This is a genomic window from Sinosporangium album (genome assembly GCF_900100605.1).
Taxonomy (GTDB): domain Bacteria; phylum Actinomycetota; class Actinomycetes; order Streptosporangiales; family Streptosporangiaceae; genus Sinosporangium; species Sinosporangium album.
Genome location: NZ_FNCN01000055.1, coordinates 1 through 18,482, shown reverse-complemented (window position 1 = coordinate 18,482; position 18,482 = coordinate 1). Strand labels below are relative to the sequence as shown.

The 18,482-nt window shown below is 69.8% G+C and carries 18 protein-coding genes; 3 read left to right on the top strand and 15 right to left on the bottom strand.

Features of this window, described 5'->3' with window-relative positions; translation table 11 throughout:
• Nucleotides 1-102: 102 nt before the first annotated feature.
• From BLQ73_RS29600 to BLQ73_RS29575, 6 genes are all read right to left on the bottom strand, one after another.
• On the bottom strand, nt 103-2,133 hold the full coding sequence (locus tag BLQ73_RS29600; protein WP_143020514.1) for a hypothetical protein: 2,031 nt from the start codon (nt 2,131-2,133) through the stop codon (nt 103-105).
• A gap of 1,889 nt (nt 2,134-4,022) precedes the next feature.
• Nucleotides 4,023-5,150, bottom strand: coding sequence for a hypothetical protein (locus BLQ73_RS29595; protein ID WP_093175956.1), 1,128 nt, complete (start codon nt 5,148-5,150; stop codon nt 4,023-4,025).
• A complete protein-coding gene (locus BLQ73_RS29590) occupies nt 5,147-6,064 on the bottom strand; it encodes a lactate/malate family dehydrogenase (RefSeq protein WP_093175954.1) in 918 nt (305 codons plus the stop codon). The genes BLQ73_RS29595 and BLQ73_RS29590 overlap by 4 nt, the downstream gene beginning before the upstream one ends.
• Nucleotides 6,061-7,248 carry a phosphotransferase gene (locus tag BLQ73_RS29585; protein WP_093175951.1) on the bottom strand — a complete coding sequence of 396 codons (1,188 nt, stop codon included), beginning with the start codon at nt 7,246-7,248 and terminating at the stop codon, nt 6,061-6,063. The genes BLQ73_RS29590 and BLQ73_RS29585 overlap by 4 nt, the downstream gene beginning before the upstream one ends.
• 1 nt (nt 7,249) lies before the next feature.
• Nucleotides 7,250-7,657, bottom strand: a complete 408-nt coding sequence (locus BLQ73_RS29580) for a hypothetical protein (RefSeq protein WP_093175948.1) — start codon at nt 7,655-7,657, stop codon at nt 7,250-7,252.
• Nucleotides 7,638-8,024 carry a hypothetical protein gene (locus tag BLQ73_RS29575; RefSeq protein ID WP_143020512.1) on the bottom strand — a complete coding sequence of 129 codons (387 nt, stop codon included), beginning with the start codon at nt 8,022-8,024 and terminating at the stop codon, nt 7,638-7,640. The genes BLQ73_RS29580 and BLQ73_RS29575 overlap by 20 nt, the downstream gene beginning before the upstream one ends.
• Before the next feature lie 45 nt (nt 8,025-8,069).
• Here BLQ73_RS29575 and BLQ73_RS32915 point away from each other — a divergent pair, with 45 nt between their 5' ends.
• The 3 genes from BLQ73_RS32915 to BLQ73_RS29560 all read left to right on the top strand — a co-directional run bounded on the left by BLQ73_RS32915 (nt 8,070) and on the right by BLQ73_RS29560 (nt 10,287).
• Nucleotides 8,070-8,315, top strand: a complete 246-nt coding sequence (locus BLQ73_RS32915) for a hypothetical protein (RefSeq protein WP_176955761.1) — start codon at nt 8,070-8,072, stop codon at nt 8,313-8,315.
• A gap of 158 nt (nt 8,316-8,473) precedes the next feature.
• Nucleotides 8,474-8,920, top strand: coding sequence for a hypothetical protein (locus BLQ73_RS29565; RefSeq protein ID WP_218126085.1), 447 nt, complete (start codon nt 8,474-8,476; stop codon nt 8,918-8,920).
• Between the two features lie 26 nt (nt 8,921-8,946).
• A complete protein-coding gene (locus tag BLQ73_RS29560) occupies nt 8,947-10,287 on the top strand; it encodes an NsdA family TPR-like regulatory protein (RefSeq protein WP_176955760.1) in 1,341 nt (446 codons plus the stop codon).
• A 537-nt stretch (nt 10,288-10,824) separates the two neighbouring features.
• Here the strand turns inward: BLQ73_RS29560 and BLQ73_RS29555 are convergent.
• From BLQ73_RS29555 to BLQ73_RS29520, 9 genes are all read right to left on the bottom strand, one after another.
• The gene (locus tag BLQ73_RS29555) at nt 10,825-11,073 is read right to left on the bottom strand and encodes a hypothetical protein (RefSeq protein ID WP_093175942.1); all 249 of its coding nucleotides are present in this window, start codon (nt 11,071-11,073) and stop codon (nt 10,825-10,827) included.
• Nucleotides 11,074-11,083: 10 nt separating this feature from the next.
• Complete coding sequence (locus BLQ73_RS29550; RefSeq protein ID WP_093175939.1) at nt 11,084-11,410, bottom strand: DUF6247 family protein; 327 nt, start codon at nt 11,408-11,410, stop codon at nt 11,084-11,086.
• A 310-nt stretch (nt 11,411-11,720) separates the two neighbouring features.
• On the bottom strand, nt 11,721-13,490 hold the full coding sequence (locus BLQ73_RS29545; protein ID WP_093175937.1) for a 3'-5' exonuclease: 1,770 nt from the start codon (nt 13,488-13,490) through the stop codon (nt 11,721-11,723).
• A gap of 152 nt (nt 13,491-13,642) precedes the next feature.
• Nucleotides 13,643-14,242: a hypothetical protein gene (locus BLQ73_RS29540; protein ID WP_093175934.1), complete on the bottom strand. Its 600-nt coding sequence runs from the start codon at nt 14,240-14,242 to the stop codon at nt 13,643-13,645.
• Between the two features lie 81 nt (nt 14,243-14,323).
• Nucleotides 14,324-15,106 carry a hypothetical protein gene (locus BLQ73_RS31865; protein ID WP_143020511.1) on the bottom strand — a complete coding sequence of 261 codons (783 nt, stop codon included), beginning with the start codon at nt 15,104-15,106 and terminating at the stop codon, nt 14,324-14,326.
• Between the two features lie 111 nt (nt 15,107-15,217).
• A complete protein-coding gene (locus tag BLQ73_RS29535; RefSeq protein ID WP_143020510.1) occupies nt 15,218-15,688 on the bottom strand; it encodes a hypothetical protein in 471 nt (156 codons plus the stop codon).
• A 132-nt stretch (nt 15,689-15,820) separates the two neighbouring features.
• Entirely contained in the window at nt 15,821-17,368 is a 1,548-nt protein-coding gene (locus BLQ73_RS29530; RefSeq protein ID WP_093175928.1) for a DNA cytosine methyltransferase, read from the bottom strand.
• 78 nt (nt 17,369-17,446) lie between these two features.
• On the bottom strand, nt 17,447-17,668 hold the full coding sequence (locus tag BLQ73_RS29525) for a hypothetical protein (protein ID WP_093175925.1): 222 nt from the start codon (nt 17,666-17,668) through the stop codon (nt 17,447-17,449).
• A gap of 123 nt (nt 17,669-17,791) precedes the next feature.
• On the bottom strand, nt 17,792-18,241 hold the full coding sequence (locus BLQ73_RS29520) for a hypothetical protein (protein WP_093175923.1): 450 nt from the start codon (nt 18,239-18,241) through the stop codon (nt 17,792-17,794).
• Nucleotides 18,242-18,482: the final 241 nt, after the last annotated feature.

The window sequence follows — 18,482 nt, the reverse complement described above, 5'->3', positions numbered from 1 at the left end:
TCTGTGGTCCGGCCTCCCCTCATCCCGGAGCCTGCCCCGCCGGCGAGGCGCGGGGGCGCGGGGGGCAGAGCCCCCGCATCGGCCCGCAGGGCCGACAGCCCTTCAGCCCCCGGCTGTCCGGCGTTCGGCCGCAGTGGGCTGGTCGATTTGGGTGCGGGCGGCGTGGTGGTCGGCGCGGCCGCGGTCGTCGCGCGGGTAGCGCGCCCGTCGCGACCAGGTCGGCGCTCCGACGAGTATGAGCGGCTGCTGGCCGGGCCCGGCGGCGCGGCCGCGGCGTTTGCCTGGGGTGCGCATCCAGGCGAGCTCGTCGAGCCACCAGGCCCAGATGGCCCGGTCGAGGGCGTAGGCGCGCGCGCGTCGGGCTCGGACGCCGGCGGCGCCGATGCGGCGGGTGACGCGGTCGGGGCTGGTGGCGGTGGGTCGCCATGTGGTCGCGGCAGTCGTGGTGGGCCGGGCGAGGTTATGGGTGCGGAGTCCGGTGAGGTGGCGGCGGGTGGTGGCGGCGGTGTAGCCGGTGGCCTGCGCAAGGTCCTTTACGTTGTAAAGGCCGGTGGCGAGGGCTGCGGCGGTGGCGGCGGTGTGGGCTCCGAGGCCGGGCTGTCCCGGGCGCGGGTGGGTGTAGAGGTCGTGGCCGGTGATCTCGCGTCGTGCGGCCAGCTCGGCGCGGTGGCGGGTGCGCGCTACGTCCGGCGCGCACGGCAGGGAGGGGGCCTCGGCGGGGCGCGGGATCGCTTGTGTCCCACCCCCCCCAAGGGCATCACGAGTCACAGCCTGCGCCTGGGCGTCGTCCGGGGGCGACGTGGCAAGCTCGGCGGCCGCTGGGCAGTCGGGCTGCTGCAGCACCCGGTAGCGGTGCGCGCGGCGCCCCTCCCCCGCCTCCACCAGCGCCAGCCACCCGTCAAGGCACAACCTCCGCAGGGCGCGGGCGGCCGTGGTCTTGCCCATCCCGCACGCCAGCGCCACCCGCCGACAGTCAAGCTCGACCTCCCCTGCCACCGCCTCCAAAGCCATCTCCAGCGCGAACTCCAGCGCTCGCCGGTCCGCAGGACCCGACTGCCGCGCCCACCGCCCCTCGGCGGCCGCACCCTCCACCGCCCGCCGCACCCCCGCCACCGTGGCCACCACGCCAGCCACCCGACGCGGCCACTCCCCCTCCTCCGGCTCCTGGCCGTCGACCTCGCGGCGCAGCGTCGCCGCGTACGCCACGGCGCGGGCCCACTGCCGCTCCAGCAGCGCCGCCCGCTCCCCCACCCCGCGCACCCGCTCACGCGCCCCGCCCTGACGGCGCACGTGGACCAGCCCCGGTGCCGACAGGTGGGCCTCGACCAGCGCGACCGCCTCGGCCCGGCTCCACCTGGCCAGCGCCAGCCGTACCAGCACCCGCGCCAGATGCGCGTGCCCCTGCCCCGCCGCGACCTCGACGGCCAGCAGATCGGCCACATCACACGGCCGACGCCGCCCCGCCAGCCTCGGCCCGTCCTGCCCCTGCTCCACCGCCCGCACCGCCGCCTCGGCGGCCTCGGCTACGGCGAGGTCGGCGTCGAGGAGCACGGCGAGCCGCTGGATCGCCTCGGCCTCGACCGGCCGGGACAGGATCGCGGCCGCGCGCTCCGCACCCCCCTCCGGGCGAGACCACCCGCCGGCCCGATGCGGCGCACCCGGCGGGCGCACGCATCCGGTCCGGCGGTTGGTGAGCGGTGAGAGGTCGAGGGTCGGCCACCGCCGGGCGGCGGCCACTGCCACCGCGCGCACAAGGTCTGCGGACACAAGGTCTGCGGACACCCACACGTGCATGCCGCCGGCCGGGCCGCTCCGGCACACCAGGTGCTCGACGTCGGCGGCCGCGAGCACCTCGCGAGCCCCGGCCAGGTCACGCGCCACATCCCCGGCATCCCCACGGCTGGCGTCGAAGTCGAGCACGAGGAAGCGCCACATGCCGCGGGCATCGGTCAGGTACCAGGCGTAAGGCCCCTGCGGCGCGGTCGCGCCCAGACGCACCTCAGCCTCATAGGCATGCGCCCACTCCCCCGACTCATCGCGCACGTCAACACGCGCCCTCCCTCGGGGGGCGTATCCACGCAACAGCGCGTAGATCTGGGCGGGTTCGTCGACGTTGCCGCGATCTTGCGACACGCCCGATTTTGGGCATGCTGGGCCCGCCGGGCCTTGATGGGTTATGGTTACTCCGTCTCCGCTTCACTCGGGACATGGCAAAGCCCGCCGGTGGCTAGTCGGCGGATGGGCAGTGTGGGTGGCACCACAACTTCCCGTATTTGGTTGTTGAGATCGTCGCTGTTGGTTGGTAGCCGTGGGCGGGATCTCGTTTGGATGTAGGCAGTGCCCCGGTTGGCGCCGGGGCTCTACGTTTTTATGCGCTTAGTCGGGAAGCCTCCTTCACCGCGGCCGGGGCGAGCGGGTCAAGCTTTATCAGCTCTTCCAGGTAGAGGCTTAGTGACAGCCCCCGCGCCCTCGCGGCCGCGTGATACCGCTCTTTGAGCTCCAGGGGCACACGCGTTTGCAGCTGAACAGCGTCGCGGGCCTGCCCGTACGAACGCGTTGCTACTCCAGGTGCCGATGCCATGCGGGAGATCATGGCGCATCCGCAACAGTCGTGCATGCGTGTCTCTCGGCGTGTCGCCAAAAAGTTGCAGATCTTGCCCCTACACGCGGGTCTCTCCTGAGGCACTCACCCGCTGGCAGGCCGGATGCGATCCCGCTTCACGCGGCGGCATTGGGGTCCCGGTAGTAATCGCCGAAAATCCAACGGATATACCCCTGACCTGCTGCGATGTGAGGGCATCGCATGGCTGGTATGCCGGTTGGTGGACGCAGCGGGCTGGGTCGAGGGTGCCGCTGACCTCGCCGGATGCTCCACTTCGACGCTGGCGAAGCGATATCCGTTGGATTTTCCGCCGTTACTACCGGGACCCCGCATTGAACCAGCCAGGCATGCCGCTGAAGTCAGAAGTGCGGGTGAGTCTGCGTCTCAGGGGACGGCCGCAGGGCCAGGAACTGACCAGACAGAATCCGAGTACTGTCCCCTTTCCTCCATAGCGAAACCCCAGGTCACAGCAGGGCCATCAGCTCAGGGACCAATCCGGCCTGCCTTAGTGACAGTTGTCCACAGCCGAAAACCAGGCCCCGCCGTGTCCGTGGATGATCACGGATCGGTCACAGCCCCAGGTGACTACCGGGACTTGCCGCTCCGATGCTTGTCATGCCCCGGCTAGAAGAGCCGCCGCCCGGCCTACGATCCGTGACTATGCCTTGCCTGCGTCGGCCGAGCGCCAACGTTGAACAACGGGCTTGCACTACCCCGCCGAGACTTTCGGCTGAGACGGCCAAGGTCCCTCGGTACGCGGGCGCTGCTTGCCCGCAAGATCACGGTCCTGGCTCTCCGCACACACCTCATAAATGTGATGCAAATCACATCTCGCGCCCAATTGGCGGCTTCGGAGAGATATGGCCTGGTCAGGGCAGGTATGACGGACCTAGAGCGCAAATCGGACAAGTTGAGCTGTTAGGCACTTTCTCCGGGGTTCTGCGCGATTGAACGAAAGAACGCGCGTCGCCTGCTCCCCGACGTGCCTTCGTGAAGTCCTAATCTGATTCCTGTCGCCCAAGTCTTTATATCCACGGCCCTCCGGGCCGGTCGCTCTTCCGCGGGATCTACCGTCCCTCCGGATCGAAAGATCCGGAACACGAGAGGGAGACCAGCCGATGGATGAAAAGAAGAAGCGGCACCTGCCAAACGCTGGGGAGATGCTGGCACTCGCGCTACGTGCCGTGCTGATCCTCACGGACTGGTTCATCAACGGGAGTGGGCCCAGGTAGCAGCCTGAGCCCGTCCCAGCTCGCTCACCGAGAGCCTCGCACGTGGAATTGGTCGCCTGTGCGAGGCCTCTCTGTTCTCAGATCTCCATTGAGACAATCACTGGCAACTGTACATGTCCATGACATGAGCCCACGGCTCAACTGGGGCACGCCAGCACGCTGGCATGTCTGAAGGGGCCCGCACGAGGTCAGGGCTTCAAGAGGGCGTCGAGGAGTTCGGCGTTCGCCTCGACACCATGCGTGAGTGCCAGCCCGTGGTGCGGAAGTGCCTGCAGGTGTGCGGCGGCTCGGGCACGGGAGGAGTCATAGCCGCCGATCGGGGCTCGTACGAGCCGGAAGATGTCGGGGTAGCGGTCCTCGGCCTTGGCCATGAAGTCGTCGTCGGACAGGATGCGCGCGGACTGGGTCAGGCGCGGCTGGTCGGCCGCCGCATCGACCTGCGGGAACAGCAACGCGGCCGCGTCCCCTTCCTGTGCCAGGCCGACGCCGAACCATTCGGTGAACTGCACCGGCCAGACCTGCGCTTTGAGTTCTTTACCGCTCTCCCACAACGGAGTCCGGCGTCCCTGCATGAGGGCGTCGGTGACCCGCGCATCCTGTGTCGGGTGCAGGGCTTCGCCGGCGAGGAGCCGCTCCCGCACGATGTCGTACCAGCCGAGCGCTTCCAGCAGACCCAGCCCGACGGCGGCGGCCGAGGGCCACGGAAGGACGCGCACCCGGCCGTCCTCGGCGCGGACGAACACCCGGTCGTTGGCGAGCAGTTCCCACGCGCCAGCCTGGGTGAGCGTGAGCGCGGTGGTGGTCTTGCCGGAGCCCTTGCCTCCGAACGCCAGCATCACGCGGTCCTTGCGGGAGATCGCGGAGGCGTGAAGGAGCGACCAGCCGTCCCGGATGAGCTGACCGCGGACCATCTCGCGGGCCAGGCGGGCAACAGCGGTGGCCAGGGTCTCGGAGTCACACCCGGTGATGTAGAGCATCCCGATCTCGGGGTGCGAGCGGTAGGCGAGCCGCTCTGCGGGGCACACCGCGGCGATCTGCCCGTCGAGTTCTGCCAGCAGCACGTGTTTGCGGGCGTAGGTGATGTCCTGGTGCGGTGCACGGGTGATGCGGTCGGAGAGGATGTCGTACTCGTCGTCGTCGAGGGCGGCGGCCACGACAGGTATGTCGTGCGCCCGGTCGGCGGGGGCGGTGGCGACGTCCCACGACGGCGCGTAGTAGCGGCGGGCCCAGTCGGTGGTGGCGGCTGGGCCGGTGATGCAGATCGCGGCGTTGGCGATCCGGACGTGGACGGCTGTGGCGTCAGCCTGCAGCGTCATGGGCGTGGCTCCTTGGGGTCTGCGGTCAGGTTGGTGAAGGCGGCGGCGAGTTTGGCCGCCGCGGCGTGCAGTTGAGTCGTCTCCTCCATGGACAGATCAGGTAAGCAGGGTTCCGGGTGGCCGGCTTGGAACCGGATGGGCAGGCCGAGCCACACCCCATCGCGCCACGGCCGACACAGTTCGACCACGCCGTCAGTTTCTGCCAGCGTGTGCCGGAGGGCGGCGAGGACGGCGCCGGCCGGGCCGGTGCGGGTGCGGCCGATGCCGGAGCTGATCCGGCCCGGCCGCTGGTTGAGGGCGGTCCGGATCTGTGTGAGCGGGATGGGCGCAGGCGGCGGGTGGCCGGCCACCGTGGTGGTGGAGGCGCAGATGACGGCATGGTCGCCGTGCTCGCCGATGACGTGCCCGCGGACGTCGGCGGAGGGGACACGCCAGTGGTGCGCGAGCAGGAGCCGGTAGCGGGCCGAGTCCAGGTTGGAGCCGACCCCGTAGACACGGTCATGGCCGGCATGCTCGCCGACGATCCGCGTCATGAGGTCCACCGGGTTGGTGACAACCAGGACGACACCCGGATGGCCGCGCACGAGGTCGCGGGCGATGTCACGCAGGAGCGGCGCGTTCGCGGCCGCGCCGCCCATCCGCACGTCCGCCTGGTTGGCGTTGGTGAAGCGGGCGCGTACGGCGATCACGAGGGCGTGGCAGGCGGCGAGGTCGCGCGGCAGGCACTCCCGCGGCCGGGCCGAGGAACCGAGCGCGGCCCGCATGTCATCCAGGTCGGCCGCGAGCGCGCCGGCCTGCTCAACGGTGCGGGAGGCGACGAGGATGTCGGCGGCGAAGCCGGAGGCGACGAGCGCGCCCGCGACGGCCTGGCCGACCGCGCCGGCCCCGAGCAGTCCCACAGACAGGCCGCTCACGCCGCCATCACCGCCTGCAAGGTGCGGGCCAGTGCCGACTCCCACACACTGACCGCGTGGTGCCGGTCCAGCGCGGTCGCGGCCCTGTGCACGACGGTGGCGACCAGCAAAGGCTGCCGCGCGACGGCTGCGCCCCGGCGGGCAAGCTGAAGGTCGGGCGGCGCCGTCAGGTAGCTGGACATGATGTTGATCGTGTCCATCAGCCACAGAGCGGTCAGATTCCGTATCCAGCGCTGCGCCTGAGGCATGGGCCGGGCGTGCTGGTCGACGAGCACGGCCACGCCGCTGTAGACCCTGCCCAGCGCGGCCAGGTCCATCTCCGTCACGGCCTGCAGGAGCGTACGGCTGACCAGCCGGGCGAAGTCCTCACCGTGCCATGCGGTGCGCAGGCCCGGATCCAGCAACAGAAGCTGGCCAGAATCCGGGTACAGGACGTGCTCCGGCTTCAGGTCGCCGTAGACCAGCACCGCCGGCGATGCGGGCGGGCGGCGCCGCAGAAGGACACCGATCGAGGCGCGCAGCAGCGCCACGACAGCGCGGCGCTGTTCGGGCGGGCAGCGGTGCTCGCCGATGGACCGGACATAGGCATCGCCGTCCGGGCCACCGAACTTGCGGGCGAAGGTCGCAGCGATCCCTCTCTGCTCGATCACCCCGGGCAGGCGTCGCCGGTCCATCCGGCGGAGGCCATCCAGCTCCTGCATGACCTCGCCAAGAAGGTCCGCGGTCCTTTCCGGCGCGGCGGCCAGCACATCGGCCATGGACGGCCCGTCGGCAGAAGCGGTGAACAGCACCGCCCCGTGGACCCCGGCCAGCTCGCAGACCCGCGGCCGGCCGAGCTCGGCAAGGAACGCGAGCTGGTCGGCCTCGCGCCGCGGCAGGTTGTCGGGGCGGGCCGCGTAGAGGCGCTGCTCGCGCGCCACGTGCTCGAGTGGCCCGTAGAGGCCGCGCAGGAGGGACACGAGCGACACGCCCAGGATCGATAGCTTGGCGTACAGGTGGCGCTGGCCTACCTGGACGCGCTGCACGTGGCCGGTGATGGTGGGCACCTGGCAGTGTACGAGGAAGGGTTCGCCCGGCCACAACGTGGCGGCGGCGTCCTCGACCTGCCTGGCCGCGCAGCTGATCAGGTCGGCGGCCGAGATGGAGCCGGCTACCGGGCCGGTCGTCGTGCCTTCTTTGATCACTTCAGCCTCCGGTGTGGTCCTCCGTGGTGGAGTGGAGCTGTGGTGCCCGTGGCCACGAGAGAGTTTCCGTCCTCCCCGCCTCACCCCTCTCCACGAGGGCGGAGTCCGGGTCATCTCGTGGCCACGGGGGTGGTGCCTGGCGGCCCCCGGTCGGCCGTCCGGTGGAGGGCGGCCGACTGGGACGGGTGTGGTGCGAGGCCCGCCAGAGTTCGCGTTCGACTCTGGTCATGAGGTCGCGCAGCTCGTCGGGTGTGGGGGCGTCGATGTTGTGGCATTCGCGCGGGTCGGCGCAGTACCACGCGGTGTAGGTGCGTCCCCACGGCCGCCACATGATGAGCCATCCGGGGGAGGTGCTCATCAGCATGGCGGCCTGGGCGTGCGCGTCGAGGTCAATACGGAGCGGCGGCACGGCGCGTGTCCGTCTCGGTGACAAGCGGGGTGGACAAGGGCGTGATGAGTCCCTTGGCCAGGAGTTCCGCGACGGAGATGGTCCGGATCGCGGTGTAGGTCTCGGCGAGCCGAGTGGCCGCCCCTTCGACGCTGTGGGCGTAGGTGATCAAGGGCTGTCGCCGGGCGCCCGTCATGTCGGGGACGGTCCACCAGATGACCTGATCGACGTGGGCGACGAGCCCGGTGAACACGCGCACAACGACGCTGCAGGGCAGGCTCTGCGCGTTGGCGGGGATGTTGTGGCGCAGGGCGAGCAGGTTCACCAGCTGCGAGGCCGCGCTCAGGGCCTGCTGGTGCTCTTCCGCTAGCACATGGCGTGGTGTCACGTGTAGTCCTCCCGTCCGTGATCAGGAGCTGGGGTCCTCGGCGTTGTGCTGGGGTTGCCGGAGCTGCCTGGTCCGGTGGGCTGGTCGTTTGTCGCCTCGCGCCTCAGCGGAGAGGCCTGCTCGGTGCGGTCCGGCTGCGCCAGGCAGCCCGAGCAGGAAGGCGATGCGGTCGGCGGTGGCCGGCTCATCGCCCTGCTCGCCGAGCTCGTATCCGTCATCCGTGAGGTAGCTACCGTTGACGGCGCCAACAGCCTCGCGGACGTGTGGGTGCAGAGGATTTCTAACGTTTAGTGAGCCGTCGTCCCTGTCTGTTACGAACAGCCCTCGCGCTTTGAGCAGCTCGGTCAGAATGGCCGAGTGGTTGGCTTCCACGGGTTCAATCTCACGGCAGAGGGTGAGCGAGCGGAATCTGACAACCTATGACACGGAGTTGATCAATGCCTCTAGCTGTGGCGATTACCGGGACACGGTCTACCGGCCATCGCGAACTCGACTGGTATGCCGACCTGTTCACCACCTACCTCGCGCCGTTCGCGAGCGACGACGCGCACTTCTACATCGGAGGGGCGGTCGGCATCGACAGCCTGTCGTTGCTCTGGCTGGCGGGGAACTCCAAGTCCCAGATCACGATCGTCGCGCCCGCAACCGTGGGGCAGCAGCCTGCCGAGGCGCGGCAAGCGATCGCCCGCTGCCGTGATCGAATCGGCGAGATCGTCGAGCTGGGTGCGGCGAAGCTGCACACGCCGACGTACTTCGCGCGCAACCGGTGGATGGTCGATCACGCTGCCATGGTGATCGGCTTTCCCCGCGACGGTGTCGAGGGCGCGTCGGGAACCTGGCAGACGATCAACTACGGGGCCTCGCAGGGGAAACCGCGGCTGATTGTGCCCGTGTGAGCCGTGAAGGGGAGCATCATAAGCGCATGAGCACGCGCGACAAGCTCGTCGGCGCGGCCACCCTTAAGCGGCTGCGGCTCGCCCGTGGTTGGTCACTGTCCGACACTGCCCGAGCCATCATCGACACGGCTGCCCGGCTTGGGCAGCCGTTCGACATCAGCGCTGCGAGTGTGCAGCGGACCGTTGCCCGGTGGGAGAGCGGCACGGCGCCGATCCTGCCCAGCGAGCGGTACCAACTGCTCCTTTCTCACCTGTATGCACGCGGCCCTGATGGGCAGACATCCCTTGGCGCCGGCAGCGACTTCGCCGAACTGCTCGATGCCCTAGGACATCTTGGGGAGAGCGAGCGGCACCTCGGCGAATTGCGCGCACTCCTGCTGCGCACCACTACCGACAGCGGGGGTCTGCTCGCACTGCTCGGCCCGCCGACGCAACGCACGCTCTCGGTCGTCCTGGCCGACCCGTCCCGTCTTGATGAGGGCCTGATCGCGGCCATGCGCGATGCTGTCGCCACGGTGAACGGCCACGTCGGCAGTATCCCGTTCATGCGGCTGCAACTCATGCTCACGCCGATCGTCGAGTCATGTCGCCGCCTGCTCGCCTCGCCCGTCCCCAAGATGCTCCTTCCCGACCTGAAGTCGGTCGCCGCCCAGGCCTACACGCTTTCTGGCCGGTTGGCTTTCGAGACCCGAGACGATGAAGCGTCCAGGGCGTTGTACACCTCGGCAACCAACGCGGCCGATGATCCGGCCGCGCCATGGCGCCATGCGGCCGTCCGGTTGAGTCACGCGCTCGTCACGCTGTATTCGAGGCCCGGCCTTGATGCCGCCAAGCAACTCGTTGACGCGGCAGTGCGCGATGCCCGAGCCGGCCAGAGCGTGACGATCCGGGCTCGGGCGCATGCCCTGCAGGCCGAGATCGCAGCCCGAGCAGGTCAAGCGAAACACGCGCAGACCGCCCTCGCCCTCGCCTGGTACGACATGGACAAAGACCGCGACGGAGATCCGGCGACCAGCTCGTTCTCGCCCGCCCATCTTCGCGGCTTCGAGGGCATCACGAACTTGTACGTCGGTGATTTATCCGCGGCGCACGACTACTTCGCCCGCTCGGCCGAGTCGCTCCTCGCGCCCCGCGAACGGGTACAGCGGGCGATCGTTGCGACCGATCAGGCCATCGCACGCATTCGCCTCGACGATCCGCGCTCGGCCGCCGAGTTGCTGCACGAGTGCATCGATGCGGCGTCCGAGACGGGCGGCAGAGTTGCTGCGATCCGCCTGCGCCGTGCGCGCCGCGATCTGCGCCCGTGGCGGCGCGAGGATTTCGTGGCCGACCTCGATGACCATTTGATCGAGGTGTTCGGCGCGTAGGGCCTTAGTCGAGGTCGCGTTGCTCGGCCTGCAGGGCCGCCTCGTAGGCGTCGTGGTCCCACCAGCGCGCCAGGGCCAGTATGACGCATCGGTTCGATCTCCAGCGCCATGTCACCGATGACGAACTGGTGACCGGTCATCGTCCGCATCATGTCCTGCGCCTGGTCGACAAGGTTGTCGAATCGGCGCTGAGTGACATTTCCGACTTGGTTCGCCACGGTGGTCCCCTCCGCGGTGACGGCTACCGTCTGCGTGGGTCACCGGCCCGGATCGCCGGTCAAGCACCCGATGGCGGCCGGAATGCGCTCGATCGATCCGCCAGCTCCATACGGACCCCTTCAAGAAGAAGTATTCGCCCCCCGCTCCCATGACCACAACCACGATGACCAGGGGAAACATATTTGGCTGCATGTGAGCGGGGATCGAAAGGGACCCTGGGGACAGGCATGCGAGAGCATGTGCCGGGATCGGCGTCCAAGGGCCCGGAATACCTATAGCTACGGCGAGCCGCTGTGACGCATCCGCGTGATGAATCGGTCAGGCGGCCCAGACGACCTCGTAGACCATGACGGCCCTGCGGGGCCGGTCTACGTAGAATGCGGCGATGCCGAAGTCTCCGAACTCGATCTCTCGGTAATTGGGATCGCTGCGCTGTCCAGCGCTGGAGTGCTCGAACGGATCATCGCCGACGCGCACCAACGCCTGGATGAGAGCAACGAACGCGACTTCGGGCAGACCTACGATGGCGGCTGATCCGGTCGCGTGAAAGGTCACGCTGTAGTTCACCGTCGTGGGCTCACTGCCTTGGCGTGAGGGCGTCGGCGAGCATGAGCCCCGGCACCGGCGTTGCCACCTCATCGGCGGCCAGCCATGGCCCGCCTGCACCCGTCCGCGCTTCCTCGGCGCGCTGGTCATGACCAGGGCGGGAGTACATGATCGCGCGCAAGTGCCAGCGCTTGAGGACCTGCTGCAACTCGCGGTAGCGCCACGTCTCATGCGCGGCCGCGACCATGGCCTCGCGGTAGTCGGCCATGAAAGACGCATGATGCGCCTCGGGCAAGACGCTCAAGATTTCCTCGGGGTCGTACCCGTAACCGTGGGCCTCGGCGGCCTGAGCTGACATGGTGGGCCTCCTGCAAGGTCGGCGGCATGCCCTATCAGCGTAATGGGACCCGTCCAGCCGGACAGCTCCCAAGCGTCCCCTAACCGGATATCCAGGCGTAGCGCGACATCCGGCGGCACCTCAGCACGACTGATCCAGCGGGCACCGCACAGGCACACGACAGATCTGGCCCCGCCAGCATCGTCGATCAGTGGGACTGCCACTTCATGTGCACACTCGTCGCGCGACGGGATGATCACAGAGGGTTACATTAGGGTGTGAGCGGATGGTGTGCGGCCCCAACTACACGTGATTGATCACTGGCGCTGGATCACCGCGTGGTGAACGGGGTGCCAATCGCCTGGAGGACGCGACGCGCCTCTCGCGCGTCGTCCAGCGCCCGGTGGCCACCGCCGAGCGGGAGCCACCGGCCGGTGCGGGCCCAGATTGAGCGCGCCTCCATCAGACAGCCCCACCGATCCGCCGGCGGGAGCTGCCCCGTATCCAGACCGCTACGGCGATGGGTGGCCGCGATACGGGCCAAGTCGAACGCGGCGTTGTAGGCCAACACCTCCCGCCCTTGCACACTGGCCACGAACTGCGGCGCCACCTGGTCCCACGACGGCGCGTTCTCCAGCTCCGCCCCGGTGATGCCGTGCACGGCCTGCGCGCCCGGCGACATCGAGACACCGCCAGGGTGGACCAGGGTATTCATGAGTGCCTCGCCGGTGGCGGCGTCGACCACGGCCAGCTCGACCACCACATCGTCGGCGTCAAGACCGGTGGTCTCGGTGTCGATCACCACGGCGGCGCCGGGCTCCAGGCACTTGCGCGCCCATCGGATGACCGTGCCGACCTGGGTGGACAGCACAATCCGGTCGCGGTGGCCGGCGGCACCGCGGTGCGCGTCCAGGGCGGCGGCGACCTCGGCCTTGGTCGGGTGGCCGTCTGCGCGGATCTCCCAGTCGATCTCCCAGAGGTCGGCGGTGTTAGCCCAGTGGGGCCACACCTCCACGCCGTAGTCGGCGCTGAGCCGACCGCAGAACGCGCGCACCGCCTGAGCGCGGCTGATCGGCAGACGGGTGTGCTCGCGCAGCGGCGAGAGCTCGCCGGGCCTGACCGCGCGGACCGCCTCCCAGTCCACACCGGGGATCATGAGCATGTCCTCGACGTCGCCGACCCGGTACAACGGCACGTCAACCGTCTTGTAGCGGCCAACCAGCCGATCGACATAGCAGGTCGGCCGGATCCATCCGGCGGCCATGCAGTAGTCGAAATCGCGGCGGCGCATCTCCGCATGCTCGGCGGCCTGCTCCGGGCCGAGCAACTGGTCGCGCCGGACCCGCTCCGCCAACTCCTCATCCTCGGTAAGGGCTGCGATGTCGACTCGCCTGTAGCGGCCCGCCCTGCCCTGAGTGATGCCGCGCTCGGCGGCCACCCGCGCCAGATCGCGCTCGTCCCACCGCAGCCACGCGGCGGCCTCGCGCGGCTCGATCGAGTCGGCGACCCACGCCAGTCGGTCCGCCACCACCTCGGTGACCACCGCCAGACGCTCGGAGTCGGCGGCCGCGTCCTGCAGCATGGCGATGTCGTACAGGTTCCTCCCCTTGTACTCGTCGACCACGCGGGTGATACCGCGCCCAGCGAGCTCGACGACGTCCTCGGCGGTGACGTCCAGGTCGGTGAGGGCGGCGAGCAGTTCGGCCGCTCGGCGAGCGCCCAGCGGCTGGGGCGGGGTAGCGCGGCGGATCTCCTCAGCGCGGGCGACCAGCTCATCGGCCAGTGACCGACTCCAGTACGGGAACAGGTCCGGCGCGGGGATGAGCCGGGCATCGCGGGCGCGTCGCCACTCGCCGTACCCCATACCGAGCGCGTCGGCGAGCTCGTCCCCGCTGAGCAGCTCGGGGATCGAGGCCGCGAGCTCCTCGCGGCGGGCCACCAGGTCATCGACGACCCGGCCGGACCAGCGGGGCGTCTTCATGTCATAGGGCGGGATGACACCGCCTGCGTGGGCCCGGTTGACCTGGCCGAGACTCCACCCGAGCGCGTCGGCGAGCTGGGCGGCGGTGTGTGCGGTGGTGCGGCGAGTGGGAGTGCTCACCGGTCCTCCTGATCAGTTGGTGGCCTCTGACGGTACGGCCTGTCACTGCCCCGGCGCAACCTACTCCACAAAGCTACTATCTGCGATTTTCAAGTTTGCAAACTTTAATAAGGCCGACGCTGCGGGCGTTGGTCGAGGGGGAGTGGCCGTGCTCAGCCCGGCGGCTGAGCGCCGGTCTCTGCCGGGAGCACGCGAGCCACTGCGGCGCGGAGCACATCACCTGGGGTGACGACTTCGGCTGCGAGTCGGTCGTACTCGGCTTGAGCCGTACTGTCGTGGATCTTGCCGGGGTTGGCGTCTCGCCATGCCCGTAGCGCCGTGATGGCGGGCGCGCTGACATGCGCGCACGCACTCTGCACTCGCTCGGCGAGGCTGACCGGGAGTCTGATCGGGATGACCTCGGGGTATCCGGCATCTCGGCTGCCTGGCCACCGCCCCGAGGACGGGGCTGTGGGCGGCGGCGGCGGCCAGGCGTGATCCCATCCCCGCTCGCGTAGCTCGGCCTGGACGGCATGCCTCATGGCGACGTCCACCGTGTCGGTCAGCTCACCGCGGCGGCGGAGGTCGGCCACGTGGGCGCGGGCGGCGGCGCGGATGCGCGCACGCGCGGCGGCTGGCTCGTCCGCGGGCACCGCGAACCGCTCCGCGAGGATCTCGGCGCGGCGGGCCTTCTCGATCCGCAAGAGCTCGGTGAGGCGGCCGCGGGTGCCGTACGGCACACGTACTTGGACAGGGGTGGTCGCGTCAGCCATACGATCAATGCTCGCTCACGCAGTGGATGTTTGCAAACTTGTTACTCCGGTTGCGCCTCGGCGAGGACGGCAACGCTGGTGTCAGCGAGTCCCGTAGAGGTGGTGACAGGCGGCGTTGCGTGCCGCGAACTCGGGCCGGTGCGGCGGGAAAAGCTCATCGCACCGCCTATCGATCAGCGAGGGGCGGCGCTGGGCCGGTACGGCTGGCGCGGGGTCACGCCGTGCCGTCGCCGGCGGCTGGGCGGGACGACGCCGGGGAGGGGGTTTGCGTACGGCATTGGCCGGTGGCCGCCGTGAGGTGCGCGGTTTCGGAGTCGGCGTGGCCGCATCTGCGGTGGCCGTTGAGCGGGGGCGTGACCCTCGGCGGCCCTCGGCGTCGCCGCGGCGGTGGTCAGCGGCGGCTCGTCGGGTTCCTGCCGCCGTGGGACGCCGCGGTGGGATGACCGGGTCACCACTGGCCCGCTGCAGGCGAGGCATCGCGCGGGCGGGCGAGTGACTCGCGCGCTCGCCTGAGCTGGCGGCGGCGCTGGCCGTCGCGGCGGTGTGGGCGGTGGTTGGCGGCTCCGGAGCCGTCGGCGTCGACCAGGTGGCCGACCAGATGCCGACGCCGACCAGGGCGGCGGCGCCGAGCAGGGCGGCGGGGCGGGCGAGGCGGGCGCGATCGATGTGCAGATGCGGGCGAGGCCACGCGGGCGAGGCGGGCTCGCCGTATGGCCGATCGAGCTCGGTCTCGATGTCGAGCGGCTCCAGATGGCCGACGACGAATGGATCTCCGGCGGCACTGCGCGGGGGCGGCGCTGGAGCTGTGCGGCGGCTCGGCTGTGAGTACGGCATCCGCCGTGTCGGGTCGTGCGACTCGGGCAAGAGGCCTCCTGCTCTGCTGGGCCTGCGGATAGGCGTTCCAGCATGGCAGGCGAGACAGTCAGAATGCGGCGCTACCCGACAGGTGGCGCCGCTTTCTTGTCATCTCCCTAGTCACTCCGTTTTGCGGCGGCGGTCGGCGGCAGGATCGGCGGCCAGGCCGACGCCGCGGCGGGCGTTGAGCACGTCGACGACGTCGGCGAGACGGTAAAGGCGTCGCTGGCCGCGCTGCTCCCATACGGCGCGATCCTCGATCTGCGGCCGGTATTGGGTGACGGTCTTGCCGTCGAGCCCCAGCCGGCGGGCGATGGCCCCGAGGGTGAGCATCTCCTCCGGCTCGCCGGGGACCTCGTACGGCTGGGGGGCCGGCCGATCCCTGCCGGTCTCCCATGCGGTGCGCCATGCCTCCAGCTCGGCCAGGTCGTACACCTCGACTCCGGGGCCCGGACCCGCTGTGGGTCGGCGGGCGACCGGGCGGGGGAAGTCTGGGTGCCCCCGCCAGTGGCTGCGGATACTGGCCGTGCTGCGGCCTATGTCCTGGGCCCACTCCCCCAAGGTGACGGCACGGGTCTGGTGCTGGCTCATGGCTTGATTCTTCCTCCTCCCCGCAGGGGCCGTAGGCTGGCGGTGGTCTTCCTTGCGGGGTGGACCATGGGGCGGTCGGTGTGTGCGACCGGCGGTCGCGCCGGGTCACCGACCGCCCGTTTCGCCGCTCGGTCAGGCGGCGAACCGCTCGATCTGCTCGCCGCTCACTGCCTCGACCAGGGCGCACATGAGTGCTTCGGAGACGTTGGGTGTGACGGCGTTGCCGAGGAGTCGGACGCGGTCGCGCTTGGCGGGCGCCAGGATGCGGTAGGTCGCAGGGAACGCCATGGCGGCTTGGATCTCCTTGACTTCCAGCATCCGGAACAGCACGTCACGTATGTCGATGACCGGCGCCTCCGCCGTGGCGAGGCCGATGCGGTCGCGGGTGGTCACGGTGCCGGTGGGCATGCTGGCCGGTGCGGCTACGCCGGTGCGGTAGTAGGGCACGAGCAGGGGCGGGCAGACGAGGCCGTGGTGGTTGCCTCCGGCGGTGACGGTGTGGAGCGGGTCGCTGATCGGCCGCGCCTTTTCCTGGTCTCCCCCGCCGCGCAGGGGGGTGATAAAGGGCGGTGGTAGCACCACGGCGTTCTCGGCCCGGCATGTCTGGGTGCGCATCGGGTCGGATGCGGGGCGGGCCTCCTTGCCGGGGCGGCCTTCCATCGGGATCACCAGCGGGGGGACGGCCAGGCCGGTGCTTTCGCGGGTCAGGATGGTCCGCATCGGCGTGGTGGTCGGCGTGGCGTCGGTGTGCCAGCTACCTCCGGTGGGGGTGAGCAGGGGTGCCCAGTAGCGCCGGATCCCGGCCTCGATCCTGGCGAGTGTGGCGGGCTTGAGGCCACCGGCGCGCGCGCCGATGGGGGTGCCGGGAGTGTCCCAGTCGATGATCTCTACGGCGGGCCGTACCTGCGGCTCGACCACTTGGTGCCGACAGGTGACCTTCGGGCACCGCCATGCGTACTGAGCACCGTAGCGGCCCATGTCGACACCGGGGCGTTTCCATGACTGCATGGCGTCGACGTCCTCGCCGCAGGCCGAGCAGTGGGCGCGCGGCCTGAGCCATTTGTCCCAGTCGGGCAGGCGTCCGAGGGACTCGTGGATGAGCGCCACGTAGGCGCGGTCCCGGGACTGCGGGCAGTCGTCACCGCTCCGGGATCGCACCTGCATCGAATTGATGGCCAGGACGCGGGTCCGGTAGCCGAGCTGGTGGATCTCTCGTAGCCAGCGATCCCATTGGTCCCATTTGCGGACCTGGATGACGTTCTCGACGACTCCGGCGAGCACGGGGGTTCCGCCCTTGGCTGCCATGGCTCGCAGGTACAGCACCACCTCTTCCATGAGGGCGCGTGACCTCATGGCCGCAAGCTCGTCTTCGCTGGGGTCCTCTGCCCACAGGGCGAGTTGGTTGCTGCGATCGAAGACGCGCTTCACGCCTCGGGCGTCGGTCCACGCCGGACAGGCGGGACTCCACCACGCGAGGTCGCACCGGGGGAAGACCTGGCCGATGTCGGGGATCTGCTGGACGTCCCCAAGGTAGTGGTCTGCGGTGGGGTGGTTGGCGGCGTGGGACTCCACCGCGAGCCGCCAGTGATTGGCCGCGAAGGTCGGCACGACCCCGGGGACGCGGCTGGCGCCCTCGGTGCCGCCGCCTAGGCCGCTGAACTCGTCGAACAGAGTGAGCATGTCTCTCCTCGGTTGCGGGGTGGTCGGCGGGTGTGCGGCCCGCCATCAACTATTAACAGTCTACCCGATAATTGCAGTCTACGCGGGCGGGTCGTCGGCTGTGAGCTGTTCGATCAGCGGGATGCCGGGGACCGGCCCGGATCGGATGAGGGTGGCGACGGCCTGTCCTGTGGCGGTGTCGGTGATGGTCCATTGGCCGTCGCCGGTATCGCGCGTGAGCTCTGCCAGCTTGCGCTCTGCCTCGGTGAAGGTCGGGGCGGTGGCGAGCAGCGTGCGGGCCTGGTCGTGGAGTACGTACATGGGCGCGTAGTCCTCTCTGCTGGTGTGCGTGCCACGGTGGCCGACCGCGACGGGTGCGGGGCCGACCGAACGGCGTTCTGTGGATAAGTGGGCGGGGGCGGCAAGCCGCCCCCGCCGTGCTGGTCACTGCTGGTATCGCCCTGGCCAGACCTGGGCGGCGAGTTCGGCGGCCTCGGCCCAGGTCGCGGCCTGGGTGTCGTAGGCGCTGCGGTCGTCGGTCACGATCGTGAGGGGGCCGACGCGGATGGCGAGTTCGCCGCATCCGGTGCGTGAGCGGCTGTGGTGGCGGGCGTAGACCTCGACGCCGGAGGGGCGGCCGGTGAAGCTGACGGCGGTGTGCATGTACGGGCGGCGGGCGACCTCGTATCGCGCCGAGCGGCCGTTAAAGACCGTGTCCGCCTGGCCTGAGGCTTGCTGCCAGATGTGCCACATCCCCCATGCCGCGAGCTGATCCCGCAGAACCACCATGAGCCCGGGGATCAGGACTCGGATCGTGCGGCTGTCGGTGTGGATCTCGGTCTCGTGAGCGGCGAGGCGGATGGTCACGGCGGGGAGGTAGTGCGTGGTCGGCACCGGGTCTCCTTGTAGTGCGGGGTGGCGGCGGATGTGCGGTCCGCCCTAACACTTAACAGTATACCCGATAATGCGTTTCAGAAACTCCGAGATAGGGGTGTTGACCTGGGGTTTTACCTATTCCTGGCATTGCATGCGCGGATTGGTCGGGTGGGGCGATCGCGCTGTGGGGCGGGTGGACCGCTGCTCCCACAGGAGGGGCCGGCTCCTCATCCCGTCCGCCTGAGGGCGTCTCGACCAG